Raw genomic sequence first — 24,473 nt, forward strand, 5'->3', positions numbered from 1 at the left:
AACTGGGAGGTTTCTCCATGACTGGCTGCGACCCGTACGCCCCCAAGGAGTTGCAGACCGCGCAGACTCTCCAGACGCGGTCCCTCGAAAGGCTGACTCTGCTGGAAGCCGCAGACTTCCTCCGCGCCAAAAGCCAAGGCGAGATGTTCACCATGCCGTACATGGCAGTCGAGGCGCCCTTCGCCCACGACGGGATGATCGGAGGCGACGAGTCCATCGAAAGCCACCTGGAACTGCCCAGGGCACTCGGCCTGCACGCGCCGTTCTGGGCACACATCACCGACTACCGGGAAGGCGCCGACGTCATCTACATGACCGGAAAAAGAGAAGCGCTGCACGGGGTTGTGGGCATCGTGCTCTACCCGGACGGCGACGCCCCCGGCGAAGGCCACAAGTACTGGCGCGCTTTTCACGCCCAGTCCGGCACCTACACCACAGAGCGGAACTACCTGTACTACTCGATGAGCTGGAAGCAGACCCATGGCGGCCCGTACCAGGTGGGGTGCCCACACCTCCGGCCCCAGCAAACACGGTGGGCTGGGACGTCCTGCAGCCGCCGAAGGTCACAATCGCTGATCGGCCGGTACACAAACCGCTTCGCCGATCCCTCTTCGTGATCAGGTGAGCCGGTCAGCCGGTGCGCACCGCGGTGACGGTGAAGCGTTCGACCTCGGCGACGTGCCCGCCTGTGGATGCGACAACCGTGAGCACCGGATCGCGGGCTCCGGAGAAGGACACCGACTGTTTCCAGGGCTGGTCGTTGCCGCCCGCCGAGGTGCAGCACGAGGTGCCCAACAGCGCCCCGGACGATGGCTGGCGCACCTGCACGCGGATGCCCTCGTCCACGCCGGTGATCCGCCCGCCGGTCACCATCGGGGAACGCGCGAGCGACCCGTATGCGGGCATGGTCAGGGAGAACGTCGTGTCGTCGGTTCCCACGACCTCCCACGGGGCCTCCGGGCCGGTGCCGTACCGCATGAGGTGGACAATCGCCGCGGTGCCGCCTTCGGGCCCGCTCAGTGCGACGCCGATGCGGGCGTGCGAACCGCTGACGGTGTGTGAGGAGATCCGGCCGATGTCCCGGAAACCGAGGTAGCCCCGGGTGAAGGACAGTGCGGTCTGGTCCGGGTCGAGATGCCAGGGCGCGTGTCCGCCGGAGCGATAGTCACGCTCCCACGCCTGGGCTTCGGCGAGCGTGGTGAACGGCCACAACGGCTGGAAACGCCCGGAGCCGAGCACTGGCAGGCTGCCGCCGGGTGCGGGTGTGGTCGGCACTTGCGAGCCCGGCGGTGTCGTCGCCGGGGCCGAGGGGACGGGCGTCGCGGACGACTGCGACGGTGAGGACGTTCCCGGTGCGGCGGACGGCGATCCCGACGCGGTCGGGGGCCCGCCAGAACCCCCACAGGCTGTGAGCATCAGGCCGGTCACGGCCGTTGCGGCGAAGAGCCGGAATGGGAGCCAGATGTTCATGAGTGCCCCACAGGAAACTTGTACAGACCGCCGATACGGTCCGGGCAGCCATCGTCCCACCACTCCGGTTCACGTCACAGACCCCTGACCGGCCGCGTTCCCCGTGGGCAGCGCGCCGCCTCGTGCCGGGCGGCGGCAGCGAGGGGGCACTCGTAGGGTGACGTGCGTGATCATTCGCAACGGCGCGGTGAACGCAGACGGTGCTTGGCGACCGGGCTATCCGGCTGCGGCAGTGGTGTTCGCCATCGGGATGGCCGGGACCACACTGCCCACACCGTTGTACGGGCTCTACCAGGAAAAGATCGGCTTCTCCGAGCTGATGGTGACCGTTGTCTTCGCCGTGTACGCCGTCGCGGTCATCACCGTGCTGCTGGTGGCGGGAAACTACTCCGACGAGGTCGGCCGACGGCCGGTGCTCCTGATCGCCATGGCCTTGTCGGCCGCGAGCGCGGGATGCTTCCTCCTGGAGAGCGGTCTGCCTCTGCTCTTCGCGGGGCGGCTGCTGTCCGGCTGCGCGGCCGGCCTGTTGAGCGGCGCGGCGACAGCGGCCGTCATCGAGCTGGCCGGTCCTGGGCAGAAGACGCGGGCCGGGTTCGCCGCCACCGCGGCGAACATGGGTGGTCTGGGCTGCGGGCCACTGCTCTCCGGCCTTCTCGCGCAGTACACGCCCTGGCCTCTGACGCTGCCGTTCTGGGTCCACCTGGGGCTGGTGGCTGTGGCCTGTGGGATCACCTGGTTCCTGCCGGAGACCGTGGCGGAGCCGAAGCGATGGCCACCTCTGAAGCCGCAGGGAGTCACGGTGCCGCCGGAGGTGAAGGGTGTGTTCACGCCCGCCGCGCTGGCGGCGTTCGCCGGCTTCGCGCTTCTCGGGCTGTTCACTGCGGTCGCGCCGAGCTTTGCCTCGCAGACGCTGGGTGTGCACAACCTGGCTGTCTCGGGCGCGGTGGTGTTCTCCGTGTTCCTCGCTTCGACCGTCGGGCAGTCCTTGACCCAACGCATCGGCGCGCGCCTCGCGCTCCCCGTTGGGTGCGGCATCCTCATCGTGGGCCTGCTGCTGGTGGCGTCATCACTGATCGCCGAATCCATGCTCCTGCTCGTCCTGGGCGCCCTGTGCGGCGGCACCGGCCAGGGACTGGCCTTTCGCGCGGCGCTCACTCTGGTCAGCGGCGCGGCCCCGGCACAGCGTCGTGGCGGCACCATTTCGGCGTTCTTCGTCGTCGCCTACGCCGGGATCTCGCTGCCGGTGGTCGGTGTCGGCGCCATGGCCACATGGCTCGGGCTGCGCCAAGCCGGGCTGATTTTCACGGGCTGCGTGATGCTGCTGGCGGCGGGCGCGGGAACGTACGCTGCGCGCAGGCCGCCGACGGGGGCGTAACCGGGCGCCTTTGAGGACCGCGCTTCTTGTCGGCTTCGGCCGTCGGCAGCGAAGCGCGTCGACCGCGGTAAGTGGCCGTCATTCCGCACCCGGGGGCGGGGATGGCTCGGTACCGAACGCATGGAGTTCGACGCACGGCTCGGCGGTCGTCGGGCAATGCGCGGTCACATGGACACGGTGCACGCCGTCGACAGGGATGATCGGCACCGAGATGTCGTGCAGGGAACCGTCGGCGGTTGGCGTGATCCGCGCCAGCGGTAATCGGGCAGGGGAATCGAGCACGATCTCTATCCAGGCACCGCCGCCAGGCGGCCCCGCAAGTCTGGCGTGGGCGAGCACGTCCCCGGTGGAGAAATCGACACGGTCGTAGCGCAGGAAAGAGGAGCTTCCCAGGACACGGGTGCCCCGGCCGGAGCCGGCAGTTGTCTCGCGCTGGAACGTGTACGCATCAGCAGGGACGCGGTCTCTGGCCCGGAACGCAGGGGAAGTCGGTGCTTCCGGCGACGGAGAGTCGTCCGGCGCGGGCGAGGACCGGGACGCAGACGGCGGGTGCCCCTGGGCCCCGCGCTGCTGATCGCAAGCGGCCAGCGCGGCCATGCCCACGCCAACGCCGGCCAGGAAGCCGATGACCACGACAGAGGCCCGCGAGCGACGAAGGACCCGCGGGGACGCCGCCCACATTCTTCCCCGGTGACGCGGGGCGGTGGCCGCCGTGGCCCGGGCCAGGCGTACGCGCGAGCGCTGTGCGGGGGCATCGACCCGGGCTTGCTCCATCAGCCTCGTCAGGAACGGCGGATCGTCCAGGGGCACGGGGATGGCCACCTTCGCACGCAGGTAATCCTGACCCGTCCACCACCCCAACAGTCGTACGGGCAGCTGCGCTTCGAGCTGCCCGTCGAGCCGGGACACGTCCTTGTAGACACCCAAGCATGCCGGACAGACGAGGAGATGGTCCGCGGCCTCCTCGGTCGGCGACGCCTCGAGCCGCAGGGCCAGCCGCTTGATCACCTCCCTGCAGTCCTGACGCTCCAGCCGCTCGAGATACAGGTCCGTACGGGCCTGGCGCAGCGCGCTTCTGGCCTGGTCGCACCAGTCCTTGACCGCATGGAGGGCCAGCCCCGTGATGCGGGCCGTCGACGCGGGATCGTCCCGGTCCACCACCGAGTGCCACAGCAGACACTGTGTGGTGGCCGGGAGGCGCTGGAACGCGAGAGCCAGCTGGCCGTCCTCTCCCCAGGGCCACCGGCCTCCCGCGGCGACCCAGGCCCGGAAGTCCGGCGACAGCGCTTCGCGCTCCCGATGCCACCTCGTGATCGCCGCGGTGCGCACGTTGCCCAGCAACTGGGGTCGCAGGCAGCCCGGATGACGTTGTCCGACGAAGCCCTCCCCGGACACCATCCGTTGCAGCAGTTGCGCGAAGACTTGTGATGTCACCTCGTGCGCATGCAGTGGACCCGGCATGCATTGGGAGGCGTACGCCTGCACGGCGGCGTAGTGGCGGCGATAGAGATGCCGAAAGAGTTCGACTCGTCCTTTGCGCACCGCATGAATCAGAGCAGCGTCCGAAAGAGGCTGCCGTGGCGGCCGCGAACCCAGGACCAAATGCATCGGGAAACCTTCCACTCAAGTCCGGTGGCAGCCATGGGTGAAGGCCCGCATGGTGTCACCGGCCTGCCGGCCGACGTCTTGCTCCGGAGCCGGCAAAGTATCCGGGGAGAGTCAGCTGGAGGTGAATTAGGTGATGCTGACGCAGGCATTGCCCGCGGCGTAGCACGCCGTGAGATTCACCGCGTGGACACCGGCGGTGGGCCGCATGGGCGCATGCACCCAACGTGCCGAACTCGCTTGGGGGATGGGGATCGTGGCCACCACCGGAGCGTCGGGCCGGTCGAGGCGGACGGCGATCTCCGCGCCGGGCGGGCCGTGGGCCATGAGGCCGAGCGCGACATCGGTCCGGGTCCGGGCGTCATCGCCGAAATCGATGGTGTCGAAGCGCAACAAGCTTCCGTCGGTGAGGGGGCGAGCCGCACCCTCCGTGTCCAGGGTGCGGCCCCACGCCTCCGGCGCGCGGTTCCACTCGCGCAGCGCCGGCGTGCGCGCGGTGGTCAATAAGTGCACCTGTAGCGAGCCTGCGGGCGGGCCACCGCCCACCGTCGCGTCGTAGAGGTCGCTGAAGACCTGTTCGGTGCCCCTCGGGACAGCTTCCCGGTCCTTGGAGGAGGCTGCCGTTCTGCCGTGTCGTACGAGCTGTCCGATCTCCGCATCGTTGAAGCGCTGGTGCAGGTGGTGCGCGAGGACACTTCGGACCATCGGGGTCCCCCGGGATGTGTGTCGTATGTACAGACGGTCACAAGGAGGACTGTGCCCGGCGGAGGTCATCCCGCCGCTTTGCTAACCCTTTGCCCAATGGGCCCATGCCGCCGGGTGGCGTCGCACGGGCCCTGGCCAGTCGGTCACTTGACGTCGATGTGGTAGCGGAGCCGTGGGGCGTTGTAGTAGTTGTACGTGAGCACGACGGGGGCGTCGTTCTCAGGCGGCGGGTCGTTCCCTTCCCACCAGTCCAGCATGCCGAGTTGCATCTCGTCCCAGGGCTTGCCGTCTTCGAGTTCGGCGCGCACCAGGTAGCTGCCGTCGCTCTCGCCCCACCACGGGTCGAAGCGGAACAGCTGTCCGTCGCCGACCGCGCGGCAGGGTCCCATCCTGATCCGCACGTTGGCAGCGTTGTCGGATACCTCCTGGGTGCCTCCGCGGTAGTCGATGCACTCGCCAGTGGCGGCGTTGCGGAGCCAGGTGTAGTCCTTGTTCTCCTTGAACGAAAAGGTCTCCCAGACCTGGTCCTCACCGTCGTCGCACGCGTTCTGGACGACACTCGTACCGGCGGGCTCGACGCACTTGGCGCTGACTCCCGCGTTGCGGAGGCTGCCTGACCACTTGACGGCCCCGAGGTCGGCCGCGGTGGGCGATGGCTGCGCCGACTCTGCGGATGCGGGAGCTGACGCTGTGGCGGAGTGCCCGGCCTGGCGCGCCGCGGCGGTCCGGGAGGGCTTGGCTGTGAGCGTGACGGGCGGCGGATGATCGGAAACCGAAACGGGCGGCTGCGCTACCCGCGCGTGCGGCGAGCTCTCCGACCCCTTCCCGTCTTCGCCGAAAGGCATCGGCGCGACGAGGACTGCGATCCCGATGGCGGCGACTACTGAACCGGCGACCGCGCCGGAGGACAGCGGGGCGTCCTTGGCCTTGGCCCACCACCCCGTACCGCCGTCCAGGGGGACGGAGCCGTCCGGCGTGCCGGGTGCGATGGCCATACCACCGGCACTCGCGCCCGCTTCGGCCAGCCGCGCCGCCATATACGCCGAGCCTCCCCACAGCAGCACTCCGGCCGGCAGCACCGAGCCCAACCGCTCGTTGAGTTCGGTGAGTTCGATGAGCGCCGCGCGGCAGCGCTCACACTCCGCAAGGTGCCGGTCGAGGTCCTTGTTCGGACGGCGGCCGGTGCGGCGCACGGCGGCGCCGAGCAGGGAGCTGTAGCGGCGGCACTCGTCGGTGCCGGAGGCGTTCTCGCCGTACGCCGCCAGGTAGGCCTCGCGCAGACCTTCCCGGGCGCGGGACGCCAGCGAGCTGACACCGCTCGCGCCCAGGCCGAGCAGGGGGCCGACCGTCGTGGCCGGTTCCTCCTCGACGGCGGTGTGCCAGAGGACGGTCTGCCAGCGCTCGGGCAACGAGCGGAACGCCCGTAGGACAAGGCTGTTCTCCTCCAGACGGAGCATCCGCTCCTCGCCGCTCTCCGCCTCGGGGGTGTCGGACGTGTTGGCGAGCCACTGCTCGAAGTCGGCTGACAGCTCGGTGCGGCGAGCCGTGCCCGCCCAGTCGACGGCGGTACGGCGGACGACGGTGAGGAGGTACGGGCGCCAGGCGGCCTCCGGACCGCCGCCGGACCGTACGGCTTGGAGTGTGCGGACGAAGGCTTCCGAGGTGAGGTCTTCAGCGGTGTGCCGATCGCGGCAGCAGGCGAGTGCGTAGCAGAAAACGGCGGACCGGTGCCGGCGGTATAACTCGTCCACTGGGGCGTCGGACTGCAACTCTCTGACTGCGGCGGTGAGTTCGGCGTCGGACAGGGATATTCCTTGCTCATTGGGCATTGTTACCCATGCCTTCCGGGTGTGACATGAGGGAAGCGGCATTCTCGTAGATGTTCGAATACCGACGGAAGCGTCTGGGATGATGTGGTCTGAGGAGCGAAACGCCGAAGACGCGTGACGCATCCGGGCGGGCGAGAAGTGCGAAACGCAGACCCTACATGGCGCAGTGTTGCCTACGGACGGGCCGGTTGCGGACGCTGGTCGACCTCGCGCTCGCGCCCGAGCACCGGATGATCCCGTGCCGGTCGTACAGGGTCGTGGCCGCGCTGGAGTGCGGCCGCACGTCCTGGACGTACGTACCACACCGATCAACTCGGCGGTGAGTGGACCGAATTGGCAAAGCGTCAGCAAAGCGGCGAGATGGTCGGCGACCCCCACGGCAAGCCCGCACTCGCCCACAACCGGACAGGTGGCGCCGCCTTCTGCGCCGCATCACGGGGCGGCCGCCGCGGCGGCGATGGAGCCCACTGCTCCCGTAATGCCGCGTACGGGCTGGACGGCCACCGCCAGTGACGAAGAGACCGTGGCCGGGAGCAACCGTGCCCAACTCGTCCTCGACCCGCGGGTGTGGCGTTGCAGTCCATAGAGAGCCGTTCCCACCGCGGTGGGAACGGCACTCCCCCGCGCCGACCACGCCCTTCCCTGGAACCTGCTCGCTGCGTATCGCCCGCCTGCCAGTGCGTCCGCGTCGCCGGTCATGTGGTGCAGGCGCGGGCGCACGCTGCGCGTGACCCCCCTCACCCGTACGGGGCAGCCGTTCCAGTCCCAAACGTGTCGACCGAACCCGAGGGCGTGCGGCGGCCCAGGAGAACGTCGGACCCCCGGATCAGACGTCGACGCGGCCGGCCATCTGCCCGTCCCGGCCGCCACTTCCTGTCCTCACCGTGCCGCCGCTCACCCTCACCAGGGGGGAAGACGCCCGACCCGGTGCACCAAGCCCCGGACCTGGAGCGCCCGCATTGCCCGAGAGACTGCTTCAGGTTCATCGGCCCAGGTCAACACACTCGACCCCGGTTTCAGCGGCGCCGCAGGCCAAGGTCGGCATCGGACCCGCGGGCTGGGCGGGATCGCTCTGCCACCGTGCCGGGTCTGCCGCACTGTCCGGCCGTCGTCCGGCCGTCACTGTTTCGCGTTTTCTCATACATTGGGGATTATGTCGGTTCGGCTCCAGACGGTGCACAGCCCCAGGAGACGTGGCAGGAAGATGCCTCGGACGAAGAACTGTCCGGGGCGTGCTGTCGTCGCCGTGACAGCGGCGTGCACGCTCGCCGGCCTCGCCGCCTGCGGGGTGGTCGGCGAGGCAGGCGAGGACGCGGGCGGGAGAACCTCCGGCAGGGGCGGCTTCACGATCGGACTGCTGCTCCCGGACACTCACACCGCTCGCTGGGCGACCGCCGACAAGCCCCTGATCGTGGAGAAGGTCAAGGCGCTGTGCCCCGACTGCAGGGTGACCCACGCCTACGCCTCAGCGGACGTGGCCACGCAGCAGCAGCAGGTCGAATCCATGATCGCGGACGGTGCCAAGGTCCTGATCCTGGATCCCGTCGACGACAAGGCGCTCCGCTCCTCGATCACCAGGGCCCGCGACGCGCACGTCCCGGTGGTCTCCTACGACCGTCTCGCCGAGGGCCCCATCTCGGCCTACTCCAGCTACGACTCGGAGGAGATCGGCAAGATCCAGGCCGAGGAGCTCCTCAAAGCGATGGGCCCCAAGGCGCGCGGCGGCCAGATCGTGATGATGAACGGTGACCCCACCGACCCGAACACGAGAGACCTGATGAGGGGCGCGCTCTCCGTACTCAAGGGCAAGGTGAAGATCGGCAGGTCGTACTACACCGCCGAGTGGATTCCGGAGAACGCGTTCAGGAACATGTCGGCCGCCATCGCCGAGCTGGGCGCGGACAGGATCGACGGCGTCCTGTCGGCCAACGACGGGCTCGCGGGTGGCGTGGTCACCGCGCTCAAGGCCGCCGGTATCAGGCCGCTGCCGCCCGTCACCGGTCAGGATGCCGACCTTTCGGCCGTGCGGCGGATCGTCAAGGGCGAGCAGTACGTCACCATCTACAAGTCCTTCGAAGCAGAGGCCAACGCCGCCGCCGAGATGGCCGTCGCCCTGGGCCGTGGCGAGAAGCTCGACACCATCGCAACGGACCGTGTCAGCAATGACACAAGCAAGGAGATTCCGGCCGTCCTCGGGCCCCTCGTCCCCGTAACCGTCGGCACGATCAAGGACACGGTCGTCAAAAGCGGCCTTTACACGGTCAGCCAGATCTGCACCCCGGCGGTCGAAGCCGCCTGCCGGAAAGCCGGACTCACCGAATAGGCCGCCCGACGCCGCACCTCCCGCACGTCGTGCCGCATCACCGGCCGGGAGAGACGGGACGGGCAAAGGAGGTGGTTCACGTGCCGAGCACGCCCCTGCTGGCGCTGCGCGGAGTCTGCAAACGGTTCGGCGCTGTCTGGGCACTCTCGGACGTCGAGCTGGAGATCCATGCCGGAGAAGTCGTCGCCCTGGTGGGCGACAACGGCGCGGGCAAGTCCACCCTCGTCAAGGTGATCACCGGCGTCGCCCCCGCCGACGAGGGTGTCATCAAGTGGAACGGCCGTCCCGTCCGGATCACTCGCCCCCGAGATGCCCAGGGCCTGGGCATCGCCAGCGTCTTCCAGGACCTCGCGTTGTGCGAGACCCTCGATGTCGTCGGCAACCTCTTCCTCGGCCACGAGATCGGCAGGACCGGAATCCTCGACGAAGTGTCCATGGAGCGCCGGGCCGGGGAACTGGACCTGCTGGACACCCTCTCCATGCGTATCCCCAGCGTCCGCGTCCCCGTCGCCTCCCTCTCCGCGGGCCAACGCCAGACGGTCGCGATCGCGCGCGCTCTTCTCAGCGAACCCAGGATGCTCATCCTCGATGAACCGACCGCTGCGCTGGGCGTCAGGCAGACCATCCATTTCCTCGACCTGATCGACCGGCTGAGGGAACGCGGGGTCGGCGTTCTCCTCGTCAGCCACAACCTGGGTGACGTCAAGGCCGTCGCGGACCGGGTCGCGGTGCTGCACCTCGGTCGCAACAATGGTTTCTTCAGCGTGCCGACCACGTCCCAGGAGCAGATCGTCTCCTCCATCACCGGCGCCACCGACAACGCCGTAACCCATCGCGAGACCTGGGCGTGAGAGGGAGCGATGTGAACAGGACGCGGGCATCCGAGAATCTCGGTCCCACCAGTGCGGATGGCGATTCGGCCGGCACCGTGGCCACAGCCGTCGACCAGCGCCGGGCAGGGAACGGCGAGGGCAGTTTCAGGAGCTACGTCGGCGACTTCACCCGCAAGCTGCGCAGCGGCGAACTCGGATCGCTGCCCGGCATCATCGGCGTCGTCGTGCTCTGGACCGTTTTCCAGAGCCTTCACCAGCAGTTCCTGTCGCCCCGCAACCTGTCCAACCTCAGCGTGGACATCGTCGGCACGGGCATGATCGCCCTCGGCATCGCCTTCGTGCTGCTGCTCGGCGAGGTGGACCTGTCGGTCGCCTCCGTCAGCGGGCTCACGGCGGCGGTGTTCGCCGTGCTGAACGTGAGCAACGGCCTGCCGGAGTGGCTGGCGATCGTCGCCGCCATGCTCGTAGGGGCGGCGATCGGAGCCGTTCAGGGGTTCTTCTCGGCCAGGATCGGCGTACCGGCGTTCGTCGTCACCCTGGCAGGGCTGCTGGCCTGGAACGGCCTCATGCTCTACATCCTGGGCGCGAGCGGCACCATCAACCTCCACGAGCAGGGCCTGATCCACGCGCTGACCAGCTACTACTTCCACGACGCGGCAGTCGCGTACGGGCTGGCGGCGCTCATCGTGGCCGCGTTCCTCCTCGCGTCCTACCGGGACTCACGCCGCCGCAGGGCCGCCGACGTGCGGTCCCGGCCGCTCAGTGTCATCGCCGTGCGCACGGGCGCGGTGGCACTGGTCGCGTTCGCCGCCGCCTATATCCTGAACCGCTTCCAGGGCCTGCCGCTCGCTCTTCTGATCTTCCTGGCCTTCGTCGTCGGCCTCGACTTCGTCCTTCGCCGCACGTTCTACGGGCGGAAGATCCTCTCCATCGGCGGGGGTGCCGAAGCAGCCCGGCGCGCCGGCATCAACGTGGTGTGGTTGCGGATCTCGGCGTTCATGGTGTCCGGGACGCTGGCCGCTGTCGGCGGGCTCTTCCTGGCCTCACGCGTCGCCGCGGTGGGCCAGACCTCGGGCTCCAGCATCCTGCTGATCAACGCCGTCGCCGCAGCCATCATCGGCGGCGTCAGCCTGTTCGGCGGCCGCGGTACAACCTGGTCTGTCCTGCTCGGCATACTCGTCATCCAGTCGATCGCGTCGGGAATGGTTCTCCTGGGCATCCCGACGCCGATGCAATCCGTGATCACCGGTGGTGTGCTCCTCGCCGCCGTGGCCGTCGACTCGCTGTCGCACCTCTCGCAGAAGGCACACGGCAGGGCTTGACCAAACAGGCGCCGGGACCTGGCCACGAACCCGTCGGCACCGGCAGTGCTCCGCGCGAGCCATCGCAAGGGGTCGCTGCACGATTGCGCCTCGGTCACAATGCGTAATGGTTCGCCCATCAAGGGTGGTCCGGCGGTTTGATCCACCCCAACGATCGCTCGACGGCACGCTGCCAGTTTTCGTATTCCGATTCGCGCCGTGCGGAGTCCATGTCCGGCAGCCATTGGGCCGCCCGGTGCCAGTTGCGGCGCAGGACTTCCAGGTCCGACCAGTAGCCGACGGCCAGCCCGGCGGCGTAGGCGGCGCCCAGCGAGACGGTCTCGGCGACCATGGGCCGCACCACGGGCACGTCGAGGACGTCGGCCAGGATCTGCATGAGCAGGTTGTCGGATGTCATGCCGCCGTCGACCTTGAGCTCATTCAGGGTCAGCGAGGAGTCGGCGTTCATGGCGTCGACGACCTCACGCGTCTGCCAGCCGGTGGCTTCCAGCGCAGCTCGGGCCAGGTGCCCCTTAGTGATGTACGAGGTGAGGCCGACGATGACACCGCGTGCGTCGCTGCGCCAGTGGGGCGCGAAGAGACCGGAGAACGCCGGGACGATGTAGCAGCCGCCGTTGTCCTCGACGGTGCGCGCGAGGGTCTCGATCTCCGGCGCGCTGCTGATCAGTCCCAGACGGTCACGGAACCACTGGACCAGCGAGCCTGTGACGGCGATCGGGCCTTCCAGCGCGTAGACCGCGGGCTGATCGGCGATCTTGTACGCAACGGTGGTGAGAAGTCCGTTCCGCGACCGTACGACGTTGTTGCCGGTGTTGAGCAGCAGGAAGCTGCCGGTCCCGTAGGTGCACTTCGCCTCGCCCGGGGAGAAGCAGGTCTGCCCGAAGAGTGCAGCCTGCTGATCGCCGAGCGCGCTCGCGATGCGGATTCCCGGTACGACCGAGCGGTCCTCACCGTAGCTTTCCGCCGAGGACCGGATCTCGGGCAGCATGGCGCGGGGGACCCCGAAGAACCCCAGCAGTTCATCGTCCCAGGTGAGCGTGCCCATGTTCATGAGCATCGTGCGACTGGCGTTGGTGGCGTCGGTGACGTGCTGACCGCCGGCCGTCCCGCCGGTGAGGTTCCAGATCAGCCAGGTCTCCATCGTGCCGAACAGCACCTCCCCGTCCTGGGCTCGCTGTTCCAGCCCCGCGACGTGGTCGAACAGCCAGCGGATTCGTGGCGCGGAGAAATAGGTCGAGGGCGGCAGGCAGCAGCGGTCCAGGAAGAAGTCGTCGCCGGGGTGGTTTCTCAGGTCCTCGACGAGCGGAGCGGTGCGGGTGTCCTGCCAGACGATCGCTCTCCCCAGCGGGGTGCCTGTCCGCCGGTCCCAGAGCACCGTGGTCTCGCGCTGGTTCGCGATGCCCAGGGCGGAGACCTCTCCGCCGGCGGCGCCGACGCCGGACAGGGCCTCGGGCACGACGCGCCGCAGATTGCGCCAGATCTCGAGGGCGTCGTGCTCGACCCAGCCGGGCCTCGGGAAATACTGCTGGTGCTCGCGCTGGGCCACCGACACCAACCGCCCACGGTGGTCGAACAGGATGCAACGGGTGGAGGTGGTGCCCTGGTCAATGGACATCACATACCGTTCAACCATGATCCGGACCGCCTTCCGATGCGTTGAGGATGCGGTGGTGGGACCTACCAGCGGGCCGCCCCCAGGTCTCTGGAGATCGCCCGTGCGGCCTCACGGAGCAGGGTGATCAGGGTCGGCTGAGGTCGGCCCTTGGCATCACAGACCCGCTCGACCGGGCCGGACACGCCGATGGAGCCCACCACAAGACCCCCGTGCCCCCGGATGGGCGCGGCGACGCCGGCGTCACCCATGCTCATCTCCTGAATCTCGGCCGCCCATCCGATCTCCCGGATCTCGGCGAGTGCTCGGTTGAGCTCCTCCGGGACAACCAGGGTGTGCCGGGTGTACGCATCCAGCCCGGCGTCGACCGCCGACTCCACGGTCGCGGTGCCGTAGGCCAGCAGGACCTTGCCGAGCGAGGAGGCGTGCAGCGGCAGCAGCGCGCCCACGTCCAGGGTCTGGAGCGTGTCGTCCGGCCGGAAGACGTGGTGGACGATGAGCACCCTGCCCTCCAGGGGGGTGCCCAGGCGGACTGCCTCCCCGCTGCGGGCGGCGAGGGCGTCGGCCCAGTTGATGGAGCGCGACCGCAGCTCGTTGACGTCGAGGTAACTGGTGCCGAGGTGGAGAAGCGCCGCCCCGAGCTGGTACTTTCCCGTCGCCGCGTCCTGCTCCACGAAATCTACGTGCTGCAAGGTGCGCAGAATGCCGTGGGCGGTGCCCTTCGCCAGCCCCAGCGACGCGGCCACCTCGCCCAGCCCGAGCCGACGAGGGCCGCCGGCGAGCAGGCGCAGAATTGCCGCCGCCCGTTCGATGGACTGGACCGGACCGGCCATAGAGCGATTCTAGGCCCGCCTTTGCCGGTCTATGGAGCGCATGAGGGGTGATTTTTCAGGATCCAGGCACTCCGTTCGGTAATGTCGACCCTTGTTCATTGACCAGGCCGCACCTCGCTCCCTAGCGTGCTTCGAGGCCGGCGTCCGTCGGCAGCGCTACACCGAGGAGGGCACATGGCGGCTCAGCTCAGCACAGTGGCCCGCGAGGCAGTCGATCATGTCTCTCCCGTGCCGCATTTCCCGGGGGCCGTCTCGGTCGTACGCCGCCGTGTCCGCGCGGTGCTCGCCGAGTGGGGCCTTTGCCCGGACGTCACCATGGATGCGCTCCTGGTGGTCTCGGAGCTGCTGACCAATGCGCTCGTCCACGCCGTGCCACCGGCGACGCTGCGGTTGTCGTGGGTCCGCGTCGACGAACGCAGTGCCCTGCGCGTCGAAGTCACCGACGCGGGACGCGCCCTCCCGGCCAGGCAGTCGGATGACCCGGACGAGCACGGCCGCGGAATCGCCATAGTCACCGCCCTGTCGGCCCGCTGCGGCATACACGTCCACACCGGCGGGATCACCCACTGGGCCGATCTCTTCGTAGCGTAGGAAGACAGCCCGGACAGCCGGGCATCCCGGAAACCGGCCGCTGGGAACGGGCCACGGCCGACGCCGAGCAGAACGACACGGGCGCCCGCTGCGCGCGCCTTGTCCACCAGGTGGAAACCTCTCGGGCCGCCGCCATGGCCGGCAGCCACAGGGCCAGGAAGAAGAGGGCCTGCCCCAGCATGCCGGACGCGGCGTACAGCGCCAGGGCCGGCGCGGTCACGGACAGGGCCAGACGCGTCCCTCCGGCACGGCCACGGCCCTCACCGACGGCTGGGGCGGAGCGACCTCCTGGCCCGCTCGCCTACGTTCTGTGTCGTCCCACGTGGTCTGTGTCGTCCCACGTGGCGCCCTCCCCGCGGTTTCGGCTGCTGCGGTTCTCGCCGCCGGTTCATGACCTGTGCAGGGTCTCGTTCACACGTCGTCCGGCGGGCGCTCGAACGGGTCGGAGGACTCGTCCTGCCGGACCACGCACAGGGCCCAGATGATGAACCCCGAGAAAGCGATCATCACGACCGACCAGACCGGGTAGTACGGCAGGGAAAGGAAGTTGGCGATGATGACCAGTCCGGCGATGGCCACCCCGGCGACGCGCGCCCACAACGCCGCCCCGAAGAGTCCGAAACCGACGATCACGGCGACGGCGCCCAGAATGAGATGGATCCAGCCCCAGCCGGTGAGGTCGAACTCGAAGACGTAGTTGCGTGTCGTGACGAAGACGTCGTCCTCGGCGATCGCCATGATGCCCCGGCAGACGCCGAGTACGCCTGCGATGACGAGCATGACGGCTGCGAAAACCGTCAGGCCTTCGGCCCATTGCCGCTTGGCAGTCTGCGTGCGCGCGCTGTGTGTCGCGGCCATCCTGCTGCCTCGTTTCAGTCTCGTACGGTGCCCTCAGCGACCGGAGGTGGAGGTGTCGGTGCCCGCGCGTTCCGACGGGCCGTGGCCGCTCAGGACCAGTTCCTTCGCCCTGCGGAACTCCTCGTCCGTGATGTCGCCGCGGGCGCGGATCTCGGACAGCCTGGCGAGTTCGTCGACGCTGCTGGGCCGGCCGCCGCCGCCCTTGGCGGTCTCCCGGATGTAGCTGTCGAAGGCCTCCTGCTGCCCGCGCGCCTGCGCCACCTCCCGGCGGCCCATGCTCTTGCCGCGGGCGATCACGTAGACGAAGACGCCCAGGAAGGGCAGGACGATGACGCACACCAGCCAGCCCGCCTTGGCCCAGCCGCTCAAGGTGTCGTCACGGAAGATGTCGGCGACGATCCGGAAGAGCAGGATGAACCACATGATCCACAGGAAGAACAACAGCATGGTCCAGAAGGCGCTCAGCAGCGGATAGTCGTACGCGAGGTACATCTGCCCACTCATGTCTCTCCTCCGTCCCGGGCGTTCGCCCGGCAGCCGTTCTCTGCCGCCTTCAGCCTGCCCCCGGCAAGTACCGGACGGCCTCACCCGAGGCGGGTGAGCGGACGGGCCGCGGACCGTTCCCGGCCGGCGCGGTCCGCAGGCCGACTCACCGGTCTGCCGCGCGGCGGCGCGTCGCAACGGCCGTCCGGTACCAGGTGGACGACGCGACCGCTTCGCCGAGCGCCAGGCCCGAGACGGCCACCAGGAAGACGGCGATCAGCCAGGACAGGAACGTGAAGACCGGTCCGAGCGGACCGAACTCGTGGAGGCTGCGCTCCATGGCCGTGGGCACCACCAGGCGAGCGGCCCAGCTCAGCACCACCGTGCCCGTTCCCGCCAGCAGCGCTCCCGGCACGAGGTCTCGCCAGCCGATCCTGCCGCCCAGCAGCAGATGCTGGGTCCACCACCACAGGAGTGTCGCGGACAGCACCGCCAGCACCAGTCCGGTCACCGCACCACTACCGAAGCCGCCACGCAGCGGCGCCTGGACCAGGAGCACGGCCAGCCAGACGACCAGCCAGAGCAGCCAGCGCCAGACCGCCGCCCGCAGCGGTGCCCGGGGGAGATGCCAGCACCGTTCACACACTGCCTGCAGCGCCCGGCTGAAAGCGGTGGCGGAGACGAGCGTGACCACCACGCCCACGGCTCCGACGGAGTCCCGTGTCGGCCCGGTGGCGGCGAAGGCGCGCCGCACCTCTTCGAGCGTGTCGCCGCGCGCCCCCAGCACCGCGCGGAGGGAGTCGACCAGCAGGTCCTGTACTCCTCGTGGCGCGAAGGCCGCCACCGCCATCAGCAGCGGTAGCACGGTGAGGAAGGCCTGAGCGGCCAGCCGCACGGAGCCCTCCACGATGTTGAGCGCCGCCAGCCGGGGAAGCAGCCGGGCCGCCGGGCCCGACCGCATGCTCGCCGCGACCCGCTTCGCCCTACCCCTGCGGGAGGGCGGAGCCGGGCCGGGCTTCCTGACCATGGCTCACGGGACCGCGCGCTCCAGGACGAGCAACCACCGCACCGACCGTGGGATGGTTCCAGAGCACGAGTGCCGGGGCGCCTGTCCCGATGGCGGTGCCGGCGGCGGTCAGGACATGACCGGTATCCGCGGTTCCGCCGGAGTGGGACGGTACGGAGGTCTTGCCCGAGACCATGGATCCTCCTAGGTCGTGTGTGCCGCCCCCGTCAGCGGCCGGCACACTGCCGTCGGGTGACGCAGGCTGCGGCATCCCCTGTCCGGCGCGCCCACGAACGTTCGTCGCGTCCCGCCGGGGGCTCAGACGGTCCCGGCGGGGCTGCGCGGCCCCGCCGTGCGCGACCTGCGGAGTGCGGCCCGCCATGCGAAGGCCACCGCCACCTCGACCAGGCCGAGCAGGACGAGCCAAAGACCCAGCAGCCGGGTCAGCGCGTGGGCCGATTCGGCCGGCAGGGCCAGCACCACGATTCCCGCGACGATGCCGATCACCGCGGCGCCGAGGACGAACCCGCGGTGGGGCAGGTCCTTGATGGCGATGGCCGTGTAGAGGGTGAGGATGCCGGACACCAGCCAGACGATCCCGACGATCAGCGAGAGCGCGGCGATGGTCTGCAGGGGGTTCCTCAGACACAGCACGCCGGCCAGGACGTACAGCACTGCGAGGAGCAGCCCGTGCAGCCTTTCGCCGTGCTCTTCCCGGGCGAAGGCCGCAACGAACCGGAACGCCCCGGTCACGAGCAGGTACAGGCCGATGAGGACCGCCAGGACGTGCAGGGTCTCGTCCGGCCAGACCAGTACCAAAACGCCCGGCACAAGCGTGGCGACCGCCGAACCCAGGGTCCACGTCCATGAGCGCCCGAGTTCCGCCAGCACTTCCGCGGGGTCGCCCGCCGGTCCGGGGGCCACCCCGTCGGACATGTGTTCCGGTCCGGTATCCGGTGCCGGACCACGCGACACACTCATGGCTCCTCCTCGCGCGATCGAGCGGGTTGCTCCCGGACCGCCGAGGGGCGGTGCGCGGGGATCTCACCTGGCCAGCGTCCCGCCCGCTGTCGGCCACCGGGTCACCCCGGGCGGGTGATCCGTGCGCACCGCCGGGGCGATGCGGTGAGTGCCCAGACCTGCGGCGACGTGCGCCCCACCCACCCCCACGGCGGTCCGTACGCGAAAGCGCCGCCCGTGGCATCGCTCGTCGTACGGACGCGTCACTCCGGCAGCTGGCGCATCTCCAGGACCCGTAGTCCCAGCGACTGGCAGCGGGCCAGCAGCCCGTACAGGTGCGCCTCGTCGACGACGCAGCCGAACAGGACTGTCTGACCGGACATCACCACGTGGTCCAGCTCCGGGAAGGCTCTGGTCAGCGTCTCCGACATGTGTCCGTCGACGCGGATCTCGTAGCGCATGAGCTGCTCTCCCCCTGGTGGCCTGGGACAGGCGGGCTGCGCCCTTTCCCTGCGATCGTCTGCCTCGGCGCACCGCCCGGCCTCACCCCGTAGAGGTGATACATCGCCCGGCACGCGCTCCACCTGCATCAATGCTTCAGGATGACCTTGAACGCGATAATCAGCAGACCGAGCAGCAAATTCACCGAGGCGGTGGCGGCCACCAGGCGCCACGAGGCACTGGCACGACGTGCCCCCCGGCCACCGACCAGCCCGCCTGGCCTGCCACGCCAACCGTGAGCGCCGGCCAGAAGGCCACCCCGTACGTCGAGGCCCAGGAGGGGGCCGACGGCCACCTCGGCGGCCGGCGGGACGGCGGCCTTGACGATCGGCCACTCGTCGCGGCACCGGCGCTCGACGGTGGGCGCTCGGGCCGTGCCGTGCTCGGCGTTGGACATCGCGGCCTGCTCGAAGTCAGCGGCTCGAGCCGTTCGCGTCGGCCCGAGCGCCGGTGTCGGGTTGCTTCGGACGGCTGGCCTGCCGGGTCGGCAGATGCGACGTGACCAGGAAGCTGGCGAGTGTGATTCCCCCGGTGGCGAGGATCGCCGCCTTCAGGCCGTCGAGCTGCGCCGACGCGTACGAGTCCGCGAGGGCGTCGGCCTCGGACGGCGGCAGCCCGGCACGTTCTGCCGCCGAGTGCACCTGCTCGGTGGGTACGAAGGTGATCCCGGCTTCGAGGGCGATACCGGTCTGCCGACGGGCTTCGTCCGACAGCCTCGGGTTGTCCTGCACATGCGTGGTGAAGGCGTGGGCCAGGGCGCCGATGAGCAACGATCCGATGAGCGCGGTGCCCAGCGCGGAGCCCAAATTCTGGGCTGTGAACTGCAGCCCGCCGGCCTCACTGCGTTCCTCCTCGCCCACGCTGGACTGGACGACGTTGCCCAGCTGCGAGGCGAGCAGGCCCACGCCCACGCCGAGCAGGGCCAACGCTCCGGCGAACTGCGCGTCGTCGATGACCGGGTCGATGGTGGCCAGCAGCCACACGATGGCGGCGGCCGTCGTCGCCAGGGCCAGTCGGACCACCCGACGCGGTCCGGCCACCCGCCCCAGCCGGGCGCCGCCCATGGAGGCCGCGAGCATGGTTACGGACACCGGGAGCAGCCGCAGACCCGTCTCGAAGGCGTCGAAACCCTGAACCACCTGCAAGTACAGCGGGATGGTGAAGAACAGTCCCAGCAGGATGAGGTTCTGGCTCAGCAGTGACATCAGGCCGGATCGCAGCGCGGGCTTGCGCAGCAGGGACAGATGCACCAGGGGCTCGGCACCGCGGGCGTCCCGCCGCCGCTCCCAGTGCAGGAAGACGGCCAGCACGGCCACCCCGGCACCGATGACGAACAGCGTCGGCGCGAAGCCCAGGACAGTGAAGGGCGGGTTGCGGGGCTGCACCCATCCCCAGGAGCCGCTCTGCAGCACACCGAACACACCCAGCCCCAGCCCTGCCGCCGAGAGCGCGGCGCCGAACCCGTCCAGCCGGGGGCGCGGACCGGTCCGGGGGGCTTCCGTGATCACCCGGTGGAAGCACAGGACGGCCATGACGACCACGACCTCACCGGCGAACACCAGCCGCCAGGTGAGGTACGTCGTCACCCAGCCGCCCAGCAGCGGGCCGACCGCGATACCAGCCCCGGCGAGTCCGCCGATGACGCCGTAGGCGACGGCACGGTCCCGCCCGCGGTAGGACTCGGCTACGAGGGCCGCCATGGCCGGCAGCACCATCGCGGCACCGAGTCCCTCGACGACCGACCAGCCCAGCGCGAGGACCCACAGAGTGGGAGCCGCGGCGGTCAGGGCCGACCCTGTGCCGTAGACCACGAGGCCGAGGAAGAAGAGGCGACGTCGTCCGAGGATGTCTCCGAACTTGCCGCCGATCATCATGAACGCCGCCATGACCAGCGCGTACAGCGTGATGACGGCCTGGATGGCGGTGACCTCGGTGTCGAAGTCGTCGACCAGTTGGCTGATGGACACGTTCATGACGGACGTGTCGAGGACCATCAGGAACTGGGCGGTTCCCAGGACGATCAGCGCCCGCCAGTGCGTCACCTTGTCCTCCTCGCCGAGTCGGCCCGGGACGCCTGCGGAGTCGGCCGGGCAGCGGTAGGCACATGCCCTGCTGCCACCCCCATCGCAGCCGAAGAACTCTCCCTGTGCCTCACCCACCACGGGCGAGCCGGACGAGCCGCGAAGGCCCCTGCCCGGTCGCGGGGGCCGCGGCGGTGCGCCATGGAGCAGGCCCCTTCACGGCCACGTGGTCAGAGCAGCCGCAGCTCGCGCGCGCGGCGCACCGCGTCGTGGCGCCGGTTCACGGCCAGCTTCCGGTAGACGCTCTTGAGGTGGGTCTTGACCGTGTTCACCGACACATACAGATCGGCGGCGATCTCTTCCGTCGACATCATCTGGGCCAGCCGTTGCAGCACATCGCGCTCGCGTTCACTCAGTTCCTCCACGACCGGCGCCGGCGGCTGGTCTTCGGGCCGAAGCGGGCCGCCGTGCGGCGGCGGGCCGGGGGTGAGCCAGCCGGCGGCCAGCCCTCGCAGTGGCGCCATGCCCAGCAAAGGCCGGATCCACGGTCCGGCTTCGAGGAAGGGGCGCCGCAGCCGCTCGGGCCGTGCCTCGTGCAGAGCCTGGGCAACGAGCCTGCGCGAGGTGGCGGAGTCCCCCGCCTCGTCCGCTGCCTGCGCCCTCACCAGCGAGGCCCGGACGGTCACCGCGGGGCCGGTGCGGCCCTCGGGGTGCACTCTGTCGAGCAGGTCGATCGCCGCGACGGGCTTCCCCGCGGCGAGTTGGGCCCGGGCGGCCCCTACGGCACACGCCACCTGGTCGTCGCGCACCGCTTGCAGCAGCTCGGCGGCTGTCTCCGGCCGGCCTTCGGCCAGGTGTGCCGTGGAGGCCACCAGCGCCATGTGCCCCTCCGCCCAGGGAGATACCACGTCGGCGGCGACGGCCGATTCCGCCGCTTCGAGCGGGGCTTGCGTGTTGCCGCGGGCCAGTAGCAGACGCGCGGTGGCGATGGCCCGCCACGCTTCCATCACCGGGTCCCGCATCACGCGGTGCGAGTCTGCAGCCGCGTCGAGGAGGGCCTGGGCCTGGGCCAGTTCGTTGCGTTCGACGGCAACGGCGGCCAGGACGAGCAGTCCGATGCCGGAGCCGGACGCCTGGGGCAGGCTGAACCGCTCCGTCTCGGTCATCGCCGCCAGGGCCTTGCGCTCCGCCCTGCCGAGCCAGCCGTTCAGGTAGTCGATCAGGGCCAGGTGGCCCAGGGACTCCTCGCGCGGGAGCGCCGTCGAAGCTCCCCCGGAGCAGCCGACCACCGTGGTCAGGGCGGCACGTGCGTCCTCGAAGCGCCCGGCCCACAGCCGCGTCGAGCCAAGATGGGTCAGCAGGAGAGCGGTGAGTTCGGGATGCTCCTCCAGGAGGTGTGTGGGCACCTGCTCCTGGAGTTTCTCGGCCGCCTCCGCGGCCATCTCCGCTCTTCCCGGCGAACCGGCCAGCCGGGCCGCCAGGGCTTCCAGCAGGGCACAGCTCAGCTGGGCCGCCGCCATGCCGGGTGAGTCGTCCCCCGCCGGCATCTGCTCCCCCGCCAGGCTCTGCTCGGCGTGCTGCAAGTGGGTCAGACCCCGGTCGAGGTCGCACCGGGACAATTCACGGGCCGCGCGGACGAGGTCCGTGGCGGGGCTCGTGGTCTCGGGCCCCATCCGTGAGAACAGCTCGGCCAGGTCGTCGGAACGGAGGCCGGCGAAGAGCTGACCGATGGCGAGGTCGTCGACGAGGGCACCGGCGGTGAACTCCCAGTCGCCCGCAGCGGCACCGTGGCCGAGTGACTCCGCGAGGGATCCGGAGCGCCGCAGCCATTGAGCGGCCTGCCGGTGGAGTTCGGGCTCCAGGCCGGGAGACCGCACCCGCAGATGGGCATGGAGGATCTCCCCGAACAGCGGGTGGAGGCGGTACCAGGCGTGCCCGAGGTACTCGACGAACGCGTTCTCGCGGTGCAGCCCGGCCAGGATGGACTCGGCATCGGTGCGCTCCGTCAGCGCGTTCGCCAGCTCGGGACAGAAGCGCTCGAGGACACTGACCCGCAGCAGGAGGTCCTGCGTCTCGGGGGTCTGGCGCTTGAGCACCTCCGCCAGCAGGAAGTCGGCGACTGTGGTGCGGTCGGCCTCGAACTCCTTCAGATACATCTCCGGATCCGGGCTCTCCTGCGCGGCCAGGGCGCACAGGCGCAGTCCGGCGGCCCATCCCCGGGTGCGCTCCACGAGCCCGCGTGCAGCGTGCACCGGAAGGCGCAGCCCGTGCAGCTCCAGCAGCGCGGCCGCTTCCGCGGGAGTGAAGGCCAGCTCCGCGTCCCTTATCTCCGTCATGTCGCCGGCCGCCCGGTAACGGTGCAGCGGCAGCAGCGGTTCGGTGCGGGTGACGAGGATCAGACGCATGCCCCGTCCTGCGTGGTGCAGGACGAACTCCAGCTGCTCCGCGATCTCCGGGTCGGTGACACGGTCGTATTCGTCGAGCACCACGATCACGGGCAGGTCCCGAGCGCTCAGACCGGCGGCGAGTCGCGCCAGCAGCGTGTGGTCCACGCGGCTCGCGTCCGCGGGGAAGCTGACGTCCGCGGGCAGCGGCACACCGGAGGCGCGCAGGGCCTGCAGCAGATATGCCCAGAACATTCCGCACCCCTGGTCCGCCACGTCGGTGGTGAGCCAGGCGACGGACCGGTCCCGCCCCGCGGCCCAGTCTGCGACCAGCAGGGTCTTGCCCGCGCCCGCGGCTCCGTTGACCATCGTCAACGGAGTCAGAAGAGCCTGGTCGAGGTGCCTGACCAGCCGCTCCCGCCGCAGGAACGTCGCAGGGCGCGTCGGTACGGCGAACCGCGTGCGCAGAAACGGGTCTCCCTGGGGATCGGCGCGCGGCGTGGCCGGTTCCGGACCGTTCTCCTCCACCCCAGCCATGGCGCTCACCGCCGCTGTTCGTCAGGTCATGGGCAGCGCTCCCCCCTCAGCATCCCAGTGTTCCTGCGCATGTGCGCGCCGCACAGGGCCCAGTGGTCGGTCAGAGGACAACAACATGGCCAGTGCGCGGGGCGGTCCGTCCGGACTGGACCTCGTGCCAGACCTTCTCCAGGGCCTGAGGGCCGTGGCTGTGGACGACGTCGACCCACTCCTCGACCACGGGGGCGAATCTCTGCCAGGCGTCGGCGAAGCGCCGGTTCAGCCCCTCACGCCCCCAGTCCCCAACGCGCTTGCGCATCTGGTCGGGTGCGAAGAACATGCCCGGTCCGGTATCGGCCAGGGTGCCGGCAGGCCCAGGCTGCTGGTTGGTGACGCCGACCACCACGTGGTGCACCAGGGCATCGCCGAGGTGGCTGCGCAGCGTGGCGGTCAGGGCTTCGTCGCCGGCGAAGTCGGCGTACAGGGTGGGCCGGGAGGGGGAGAGCCGGGGGACATCCTCGTACGCGAGCACCCGGTCGTAGCAGCCCAGGCTCTCGGTGAAGGCGACGTTGCGCCGCGATGTCAGGCCCACCACCTCGCATCCCTGTCCCTGGAGCAGGAAGGCGGCGCCGTAGGCGGTCTTGCTCGACGCGGACGACAGGACGGCGGTGCGGGCACCCAGCCACGTGTTGTCGACGAGCCAGTCGGCCAGCATGAAGGAGGTCCAGAACAGCGGGCGGTAGAGGATCTGCAGGTCCTCGCGGTCGGCCTCGTACGCGAGGTCGCCCGTGGTGAGGGTGTAGGCGTTGTAGGGCGTCGGCAGCGTCGCGCGGTGGGGGCTTGCGTCCCGGAAGCCGCGCTCGTCCACCCGGCCGGGGCGCACCAGCAGGTGGCTCCCGGACGGCAAGTAGCCATAGAGGCGGCTGCCGGGCTCGACGCCGTGGACCCGGGAGGCGACGACCTTGGCGAAGCCCCAGAGCGGGACGATGCCCCAGCCTGCCCGGGTGGGGAAGAACTGCCAGTAGCGGAAGGAGTCGCCGAGCGCGGCGTAGGTGACGTTGTTGGCGGTGAGGCCGACCCGGTCGACCCGCAGCAGCGCCTCACCGTCCCGGACCTCCGGGACCGGCGCGTCGACCAGATCGGCGGTCGACAGGTCATTGCGGGTGACGAGCAGGTTCCAGCCGTGGGATGTGGCAGTGGTGTCCATGGGCCGGAACGTACTTGAATCCGGATTCGGATTCAATAG

Annotated in this window: 21 protein-coding genes and 1 pseudogene; 7 read left to right on the forward strand and 15 right to left on the reverse strand. The window is 69.9% G+C overall.

Features of this window, described 5'->3' with window-relative positions; translation table 11 throughout:
• Positions 1 to 17: 17 nt before the first annotated feature.
• Positions 18 to 617, forward strand: a complete 600-nt coding sequence (locus ACH492_RS13060) for a hypothetical protein (RefSeq protein WP_398985747.1) — start codon at positions 18 to 20, stop codon at positions 615 to 617.
• A gap of 13 nt (positions 618 to 630) precedes the next feature.
• On the opposite strand, the gene ACH492_RS13065 is transcribed toward ACH492_RS13060, so the two are convergent.
• A complete protein-coding gene (locus tag ACH492_RS13065) occupies positions 631 to 1,275 on the reverse strand; it encodes a hypothetical protein (protein WP_398985749.1) in 645 nt (214 codons plus the stop codon).
• Positions 1,276 to 1,636: 361 nt separating this feature from the next.
• On the opposite strand from ACH492_RS13065, the gene ACH492_RS13070 reads away from it, so the two are divergent.
• Complete coding sequence (locus ACH492_RS13070) at positions 1,637 to 2,845, forward strand: MFS transporter (RefSeq protein WP_398985751.1); 1,209 nt, start codon at positions 1,637 to 1,639, stop codon at positions 2,843 to 2,845.
• 78 nt (positions 2,846 to 2,923) lie between these two features.
• On the opposite strand, the gene ACH492_RS13075 is transcribed toward ACH492_RS13070, so the two are convergent.
• From ACH492_RS13075 to ACH492_RS13085, 3 genes are all read right to left on the reverse strand, one after another.
• Positions 2,924 to 4,387: a hypothetical protein gene (locus tag ACH492_RS13075; protein ID WP_398985753.1), complete on the reverse strand. Its 1,464-nt coding sequence runs from the start codon at positions 4,385 to 4,387 to the stop codon at positions 2,924 to 2,926.
• Between the two features lie 192 nt (positions 4,388 to 4,579).
• Positions 4,580 to 5,155, reverse strand: coding sequence for a hypothetical protein (locus ACH492_RS13080; RefSeq protein WP_398985755.1), 576 nt, complete (start codon positions 5,153 to 5,155; stop codon positions 4,580 to 4,582).
• A 143-nt stretch (positions 5,156 to 5,298) separates the two neighbouring features.
• Positions 5,299 to 6,984, reverse strand: a complete 1,686-nt coding sequence (locus ACH492_RS13085; protein ID WP_398985757.1) for a sigma-70 family RNA polymerase sigma factor — start codon at positions 6,982 to 6,984, stop codon at positions 5,299 to 5,301.
• A 333-nt stretch (positions 6,985 to 7,317) separates the two neighbouring features.
• Here ACH492_RS13085 and ACH492_RS13090 point away from each other — a divergent pair, with 333 nt between their 5' ends.
• The 4 genes from ACH492_RS13090 to ACH492_RS13105 all read left to right on the forward strand — a co-directional run bounded on the left by ACH492_RS13090 (position 7,318) and on the right by ACH492_RS13105 (position 11,462).
• Entirely contained in the window at positions 7,318 to 7,497 is a 180-nt protein-coding gene (locus tag ACH492_RS13090; protein WP_398985760.1) for a hypothetical protein, read from the forward strand.
• Positions 7,498 to 8,188: 691 nt separating this feature from the next.
• The gene (locus tag ACH492_RS13095) at positions 8,189 to 9,307 is read left to right on the forward strand and encodes a sugar ABC transporter substrate-binding protein (RefSeq protein ID WP_398985762.1); all 1,119 of its coding nucleotides are present in this window, start codon (positions 8,189 to 8,191) and stop codon (positions 9,305 to 9,307) included.
• 71 nt (positions 9,308 to 9,378) lie between these two features.
• Positions 9,379 to 10,158: an ATP-binding cassette domain-containing protein gene (locus ACH492_RS13100; RefSeq protein ID WP_398985764.1), complete on the forward strand. Its 780-nt coding sequence runs from the start codon at positions 9,379 to 9,381 to the stop codon at positions 10,156 to 10,158.
• A gap of 11 nt (positions 10,159 to 10,169) precedes the next feature.
• A complete protein-coding gene (locus ACH492_RS13105) occupies positions 10,170 to 11,462 on the forward strand; it encodes a sugar ABC transporter permease (protein ID WP_398985766.1) in 1,293 nt (430 codons plus the stop codon).
• Between the two features lie 118 nt (positions 11,463 to 11,580).
• On the opposite strand, the gene glpK is transcribed toward ACH492_RS13105, so the two are convergent.
• Entirely contained in the window at positions 11,581 to 13,095 is a 1,515-nt protein-coding gene (gene glpK, locus ACH492_RS13110; RefSeq protein ID WP_398985768.1) for a glycerol kinase GlpK, read from the reverse strand.
• A 44-nt stretch (positions 13,096 to 13,139) separates the two neighbouring features.
• Positions 13,140 to 13,907: an IclR family transcriptional regulator gene (locus ACH492_RS13115; protein WP_398985770.1), complete on the reverse strand. Its 768-nt coding sequence runs from the start codon at positions 13,905 to 13,907 to the stop codon at positions 13,140 to 13,142.
• 174 nt (positions 13,908 to 14,081) lie between these two features.
• On the opposite strand from ACH492_RS13115, the gene ACH492_RS13120 reads away from it, so the two are divergent.
• On the forward strand, positions 14,082 to 14,498 hold the full coding sequence (locus ACH492_RS13120) for an ATP-binding protein (protein WP_398985772.1): 417 nt from the start codon (positions 14,082 to 14,084) through the stop codon (positions 14,496 to 14,498).
• A 411-nt stretch (positions 14,499 to 14,909) separates the two neighbouring features.
• Here the strand turns inward: ACH492_RS13120 and ACH492_RS13125 are convergent, their stop codons facing one another.
• The 9 genes and pseudogenes from ACH492_RS13125 to ACH492_RS13165 form a co-directional block, all read right to left on the reverse strand.
• Entirely contained in the window at positions 14,910 to 15,356 is a 447-nt protein-coding gene (locus ACH492_RS13125) for a hypothetical protein (RefSeq protein ID WP_398985774.1), read from the reverse strand.
• A gap of 33 nt (positions 15,357 to 15,389) precedes the next feature.
• Positions 15,390 to 15,860 carry an SHOCT domain-containing protein gene (locus ACH492_RS13130; RefSeq protein WP_398985776.1) on the reverse strand — a complete coding sequence of 157 codons (471 nt, stop codon included), beginning with the start codon at positions 15,858 to 15,860 and terminating at the stop codon, positions 15,390 to 15,392.
• A 145-nt stretch (positions 15,861 to 16,005) separates the two neighbouring features.
• The gene (locus tag ACH492_RS13135; RefSeq protein WP_398985778.1) at positions 16,006 to 16,800 is read right to left on the reverse strand and encodes a YhjD/YihY/BrkB family envelope integrity protein; all 795 of its coding nucleotides are present in this window, start codon (positions 16,798 to 16,800) and stop codon (positions 16,006 to 16,008) included.
• A gap of 363 nt (positions 16,801 to 17,163) precedes the next feature.
• On the reverse strand, positions 17,164 to 17,826 hold the full coding sequence (locus tag ACH492_RS13140; RefSeq protein ID WP_398985780.1) for an HdeD family acid-resistance protein: 663 nt from the start codon (positions 17,824 to 17,826) through the stop codon (positions 17,164 to 17,166).
• Between the two features lie 242 nt (positions 17,827 to 18,068).
• A complete protein-coding gene (locus ACH492_RS13145; RefSeq protein ID WP_307664996.1) occupies positions 18,069 to 18,266 on the reverse strand; it encodes a hypothetical protein in 198 nt (65 codons plus the stop codon).
• 128 nt (positions 18,267 to 18,394) lie between these two features.
• Positions 18,395 to 18,652: pseudogene (locus ACH492_RS13150) on the reverse strand (hypothetical protein); the annotation flags it as partial.
• 67 nt (positions 18,653 to 18,719) lie between these two features.
• Complete coding sequence (locus ACH492_RS13155; RefSeq protein ID WP_398985783.1) at positions 18,720 to 20,348, reverse strand: MFS transporter; 1,629 nt, start codon at positions 20,346 to 20,348, stop codon at positions 18,720 to 18,722.
• Positions 20,349 to 20,557: 209 nt separating this feature from the next.
• Complete coding sequence (locus tag ACH492_RS13160; protein ID WP_398985785.1) at positions 20,558 to 23,248, reverse strand: LuxR C-terminal-related transcriptional regulator; 2,691 nt, start codon at positions 23,246 to 23,248, stop codon at positions 20,558 to 20,560.
• A 100-nt stretch (positions 23,249 to 23,348) separates the two neighbouring features.
• Entirely contained in the window at positions 23,349 to 24,434 is a 1,086-nt protein-coding gene (locus tag ACH492_RS13165) for a DUF2855 family protein (protein WP_398985787.1), read from the reverse strand.
• Between the last annotated feature and the right edge of the window lie 39 nt (positions 24,435 to 24,473).

It is taken from the genome of Streptomyces sp. NPDC019443 (assembly GCF_044389785.1).
GTDB lineage: Bacteria > Actinomycetota > Actinomycetes > Streptomycetales > Streptomycetaceae > Streptomyces.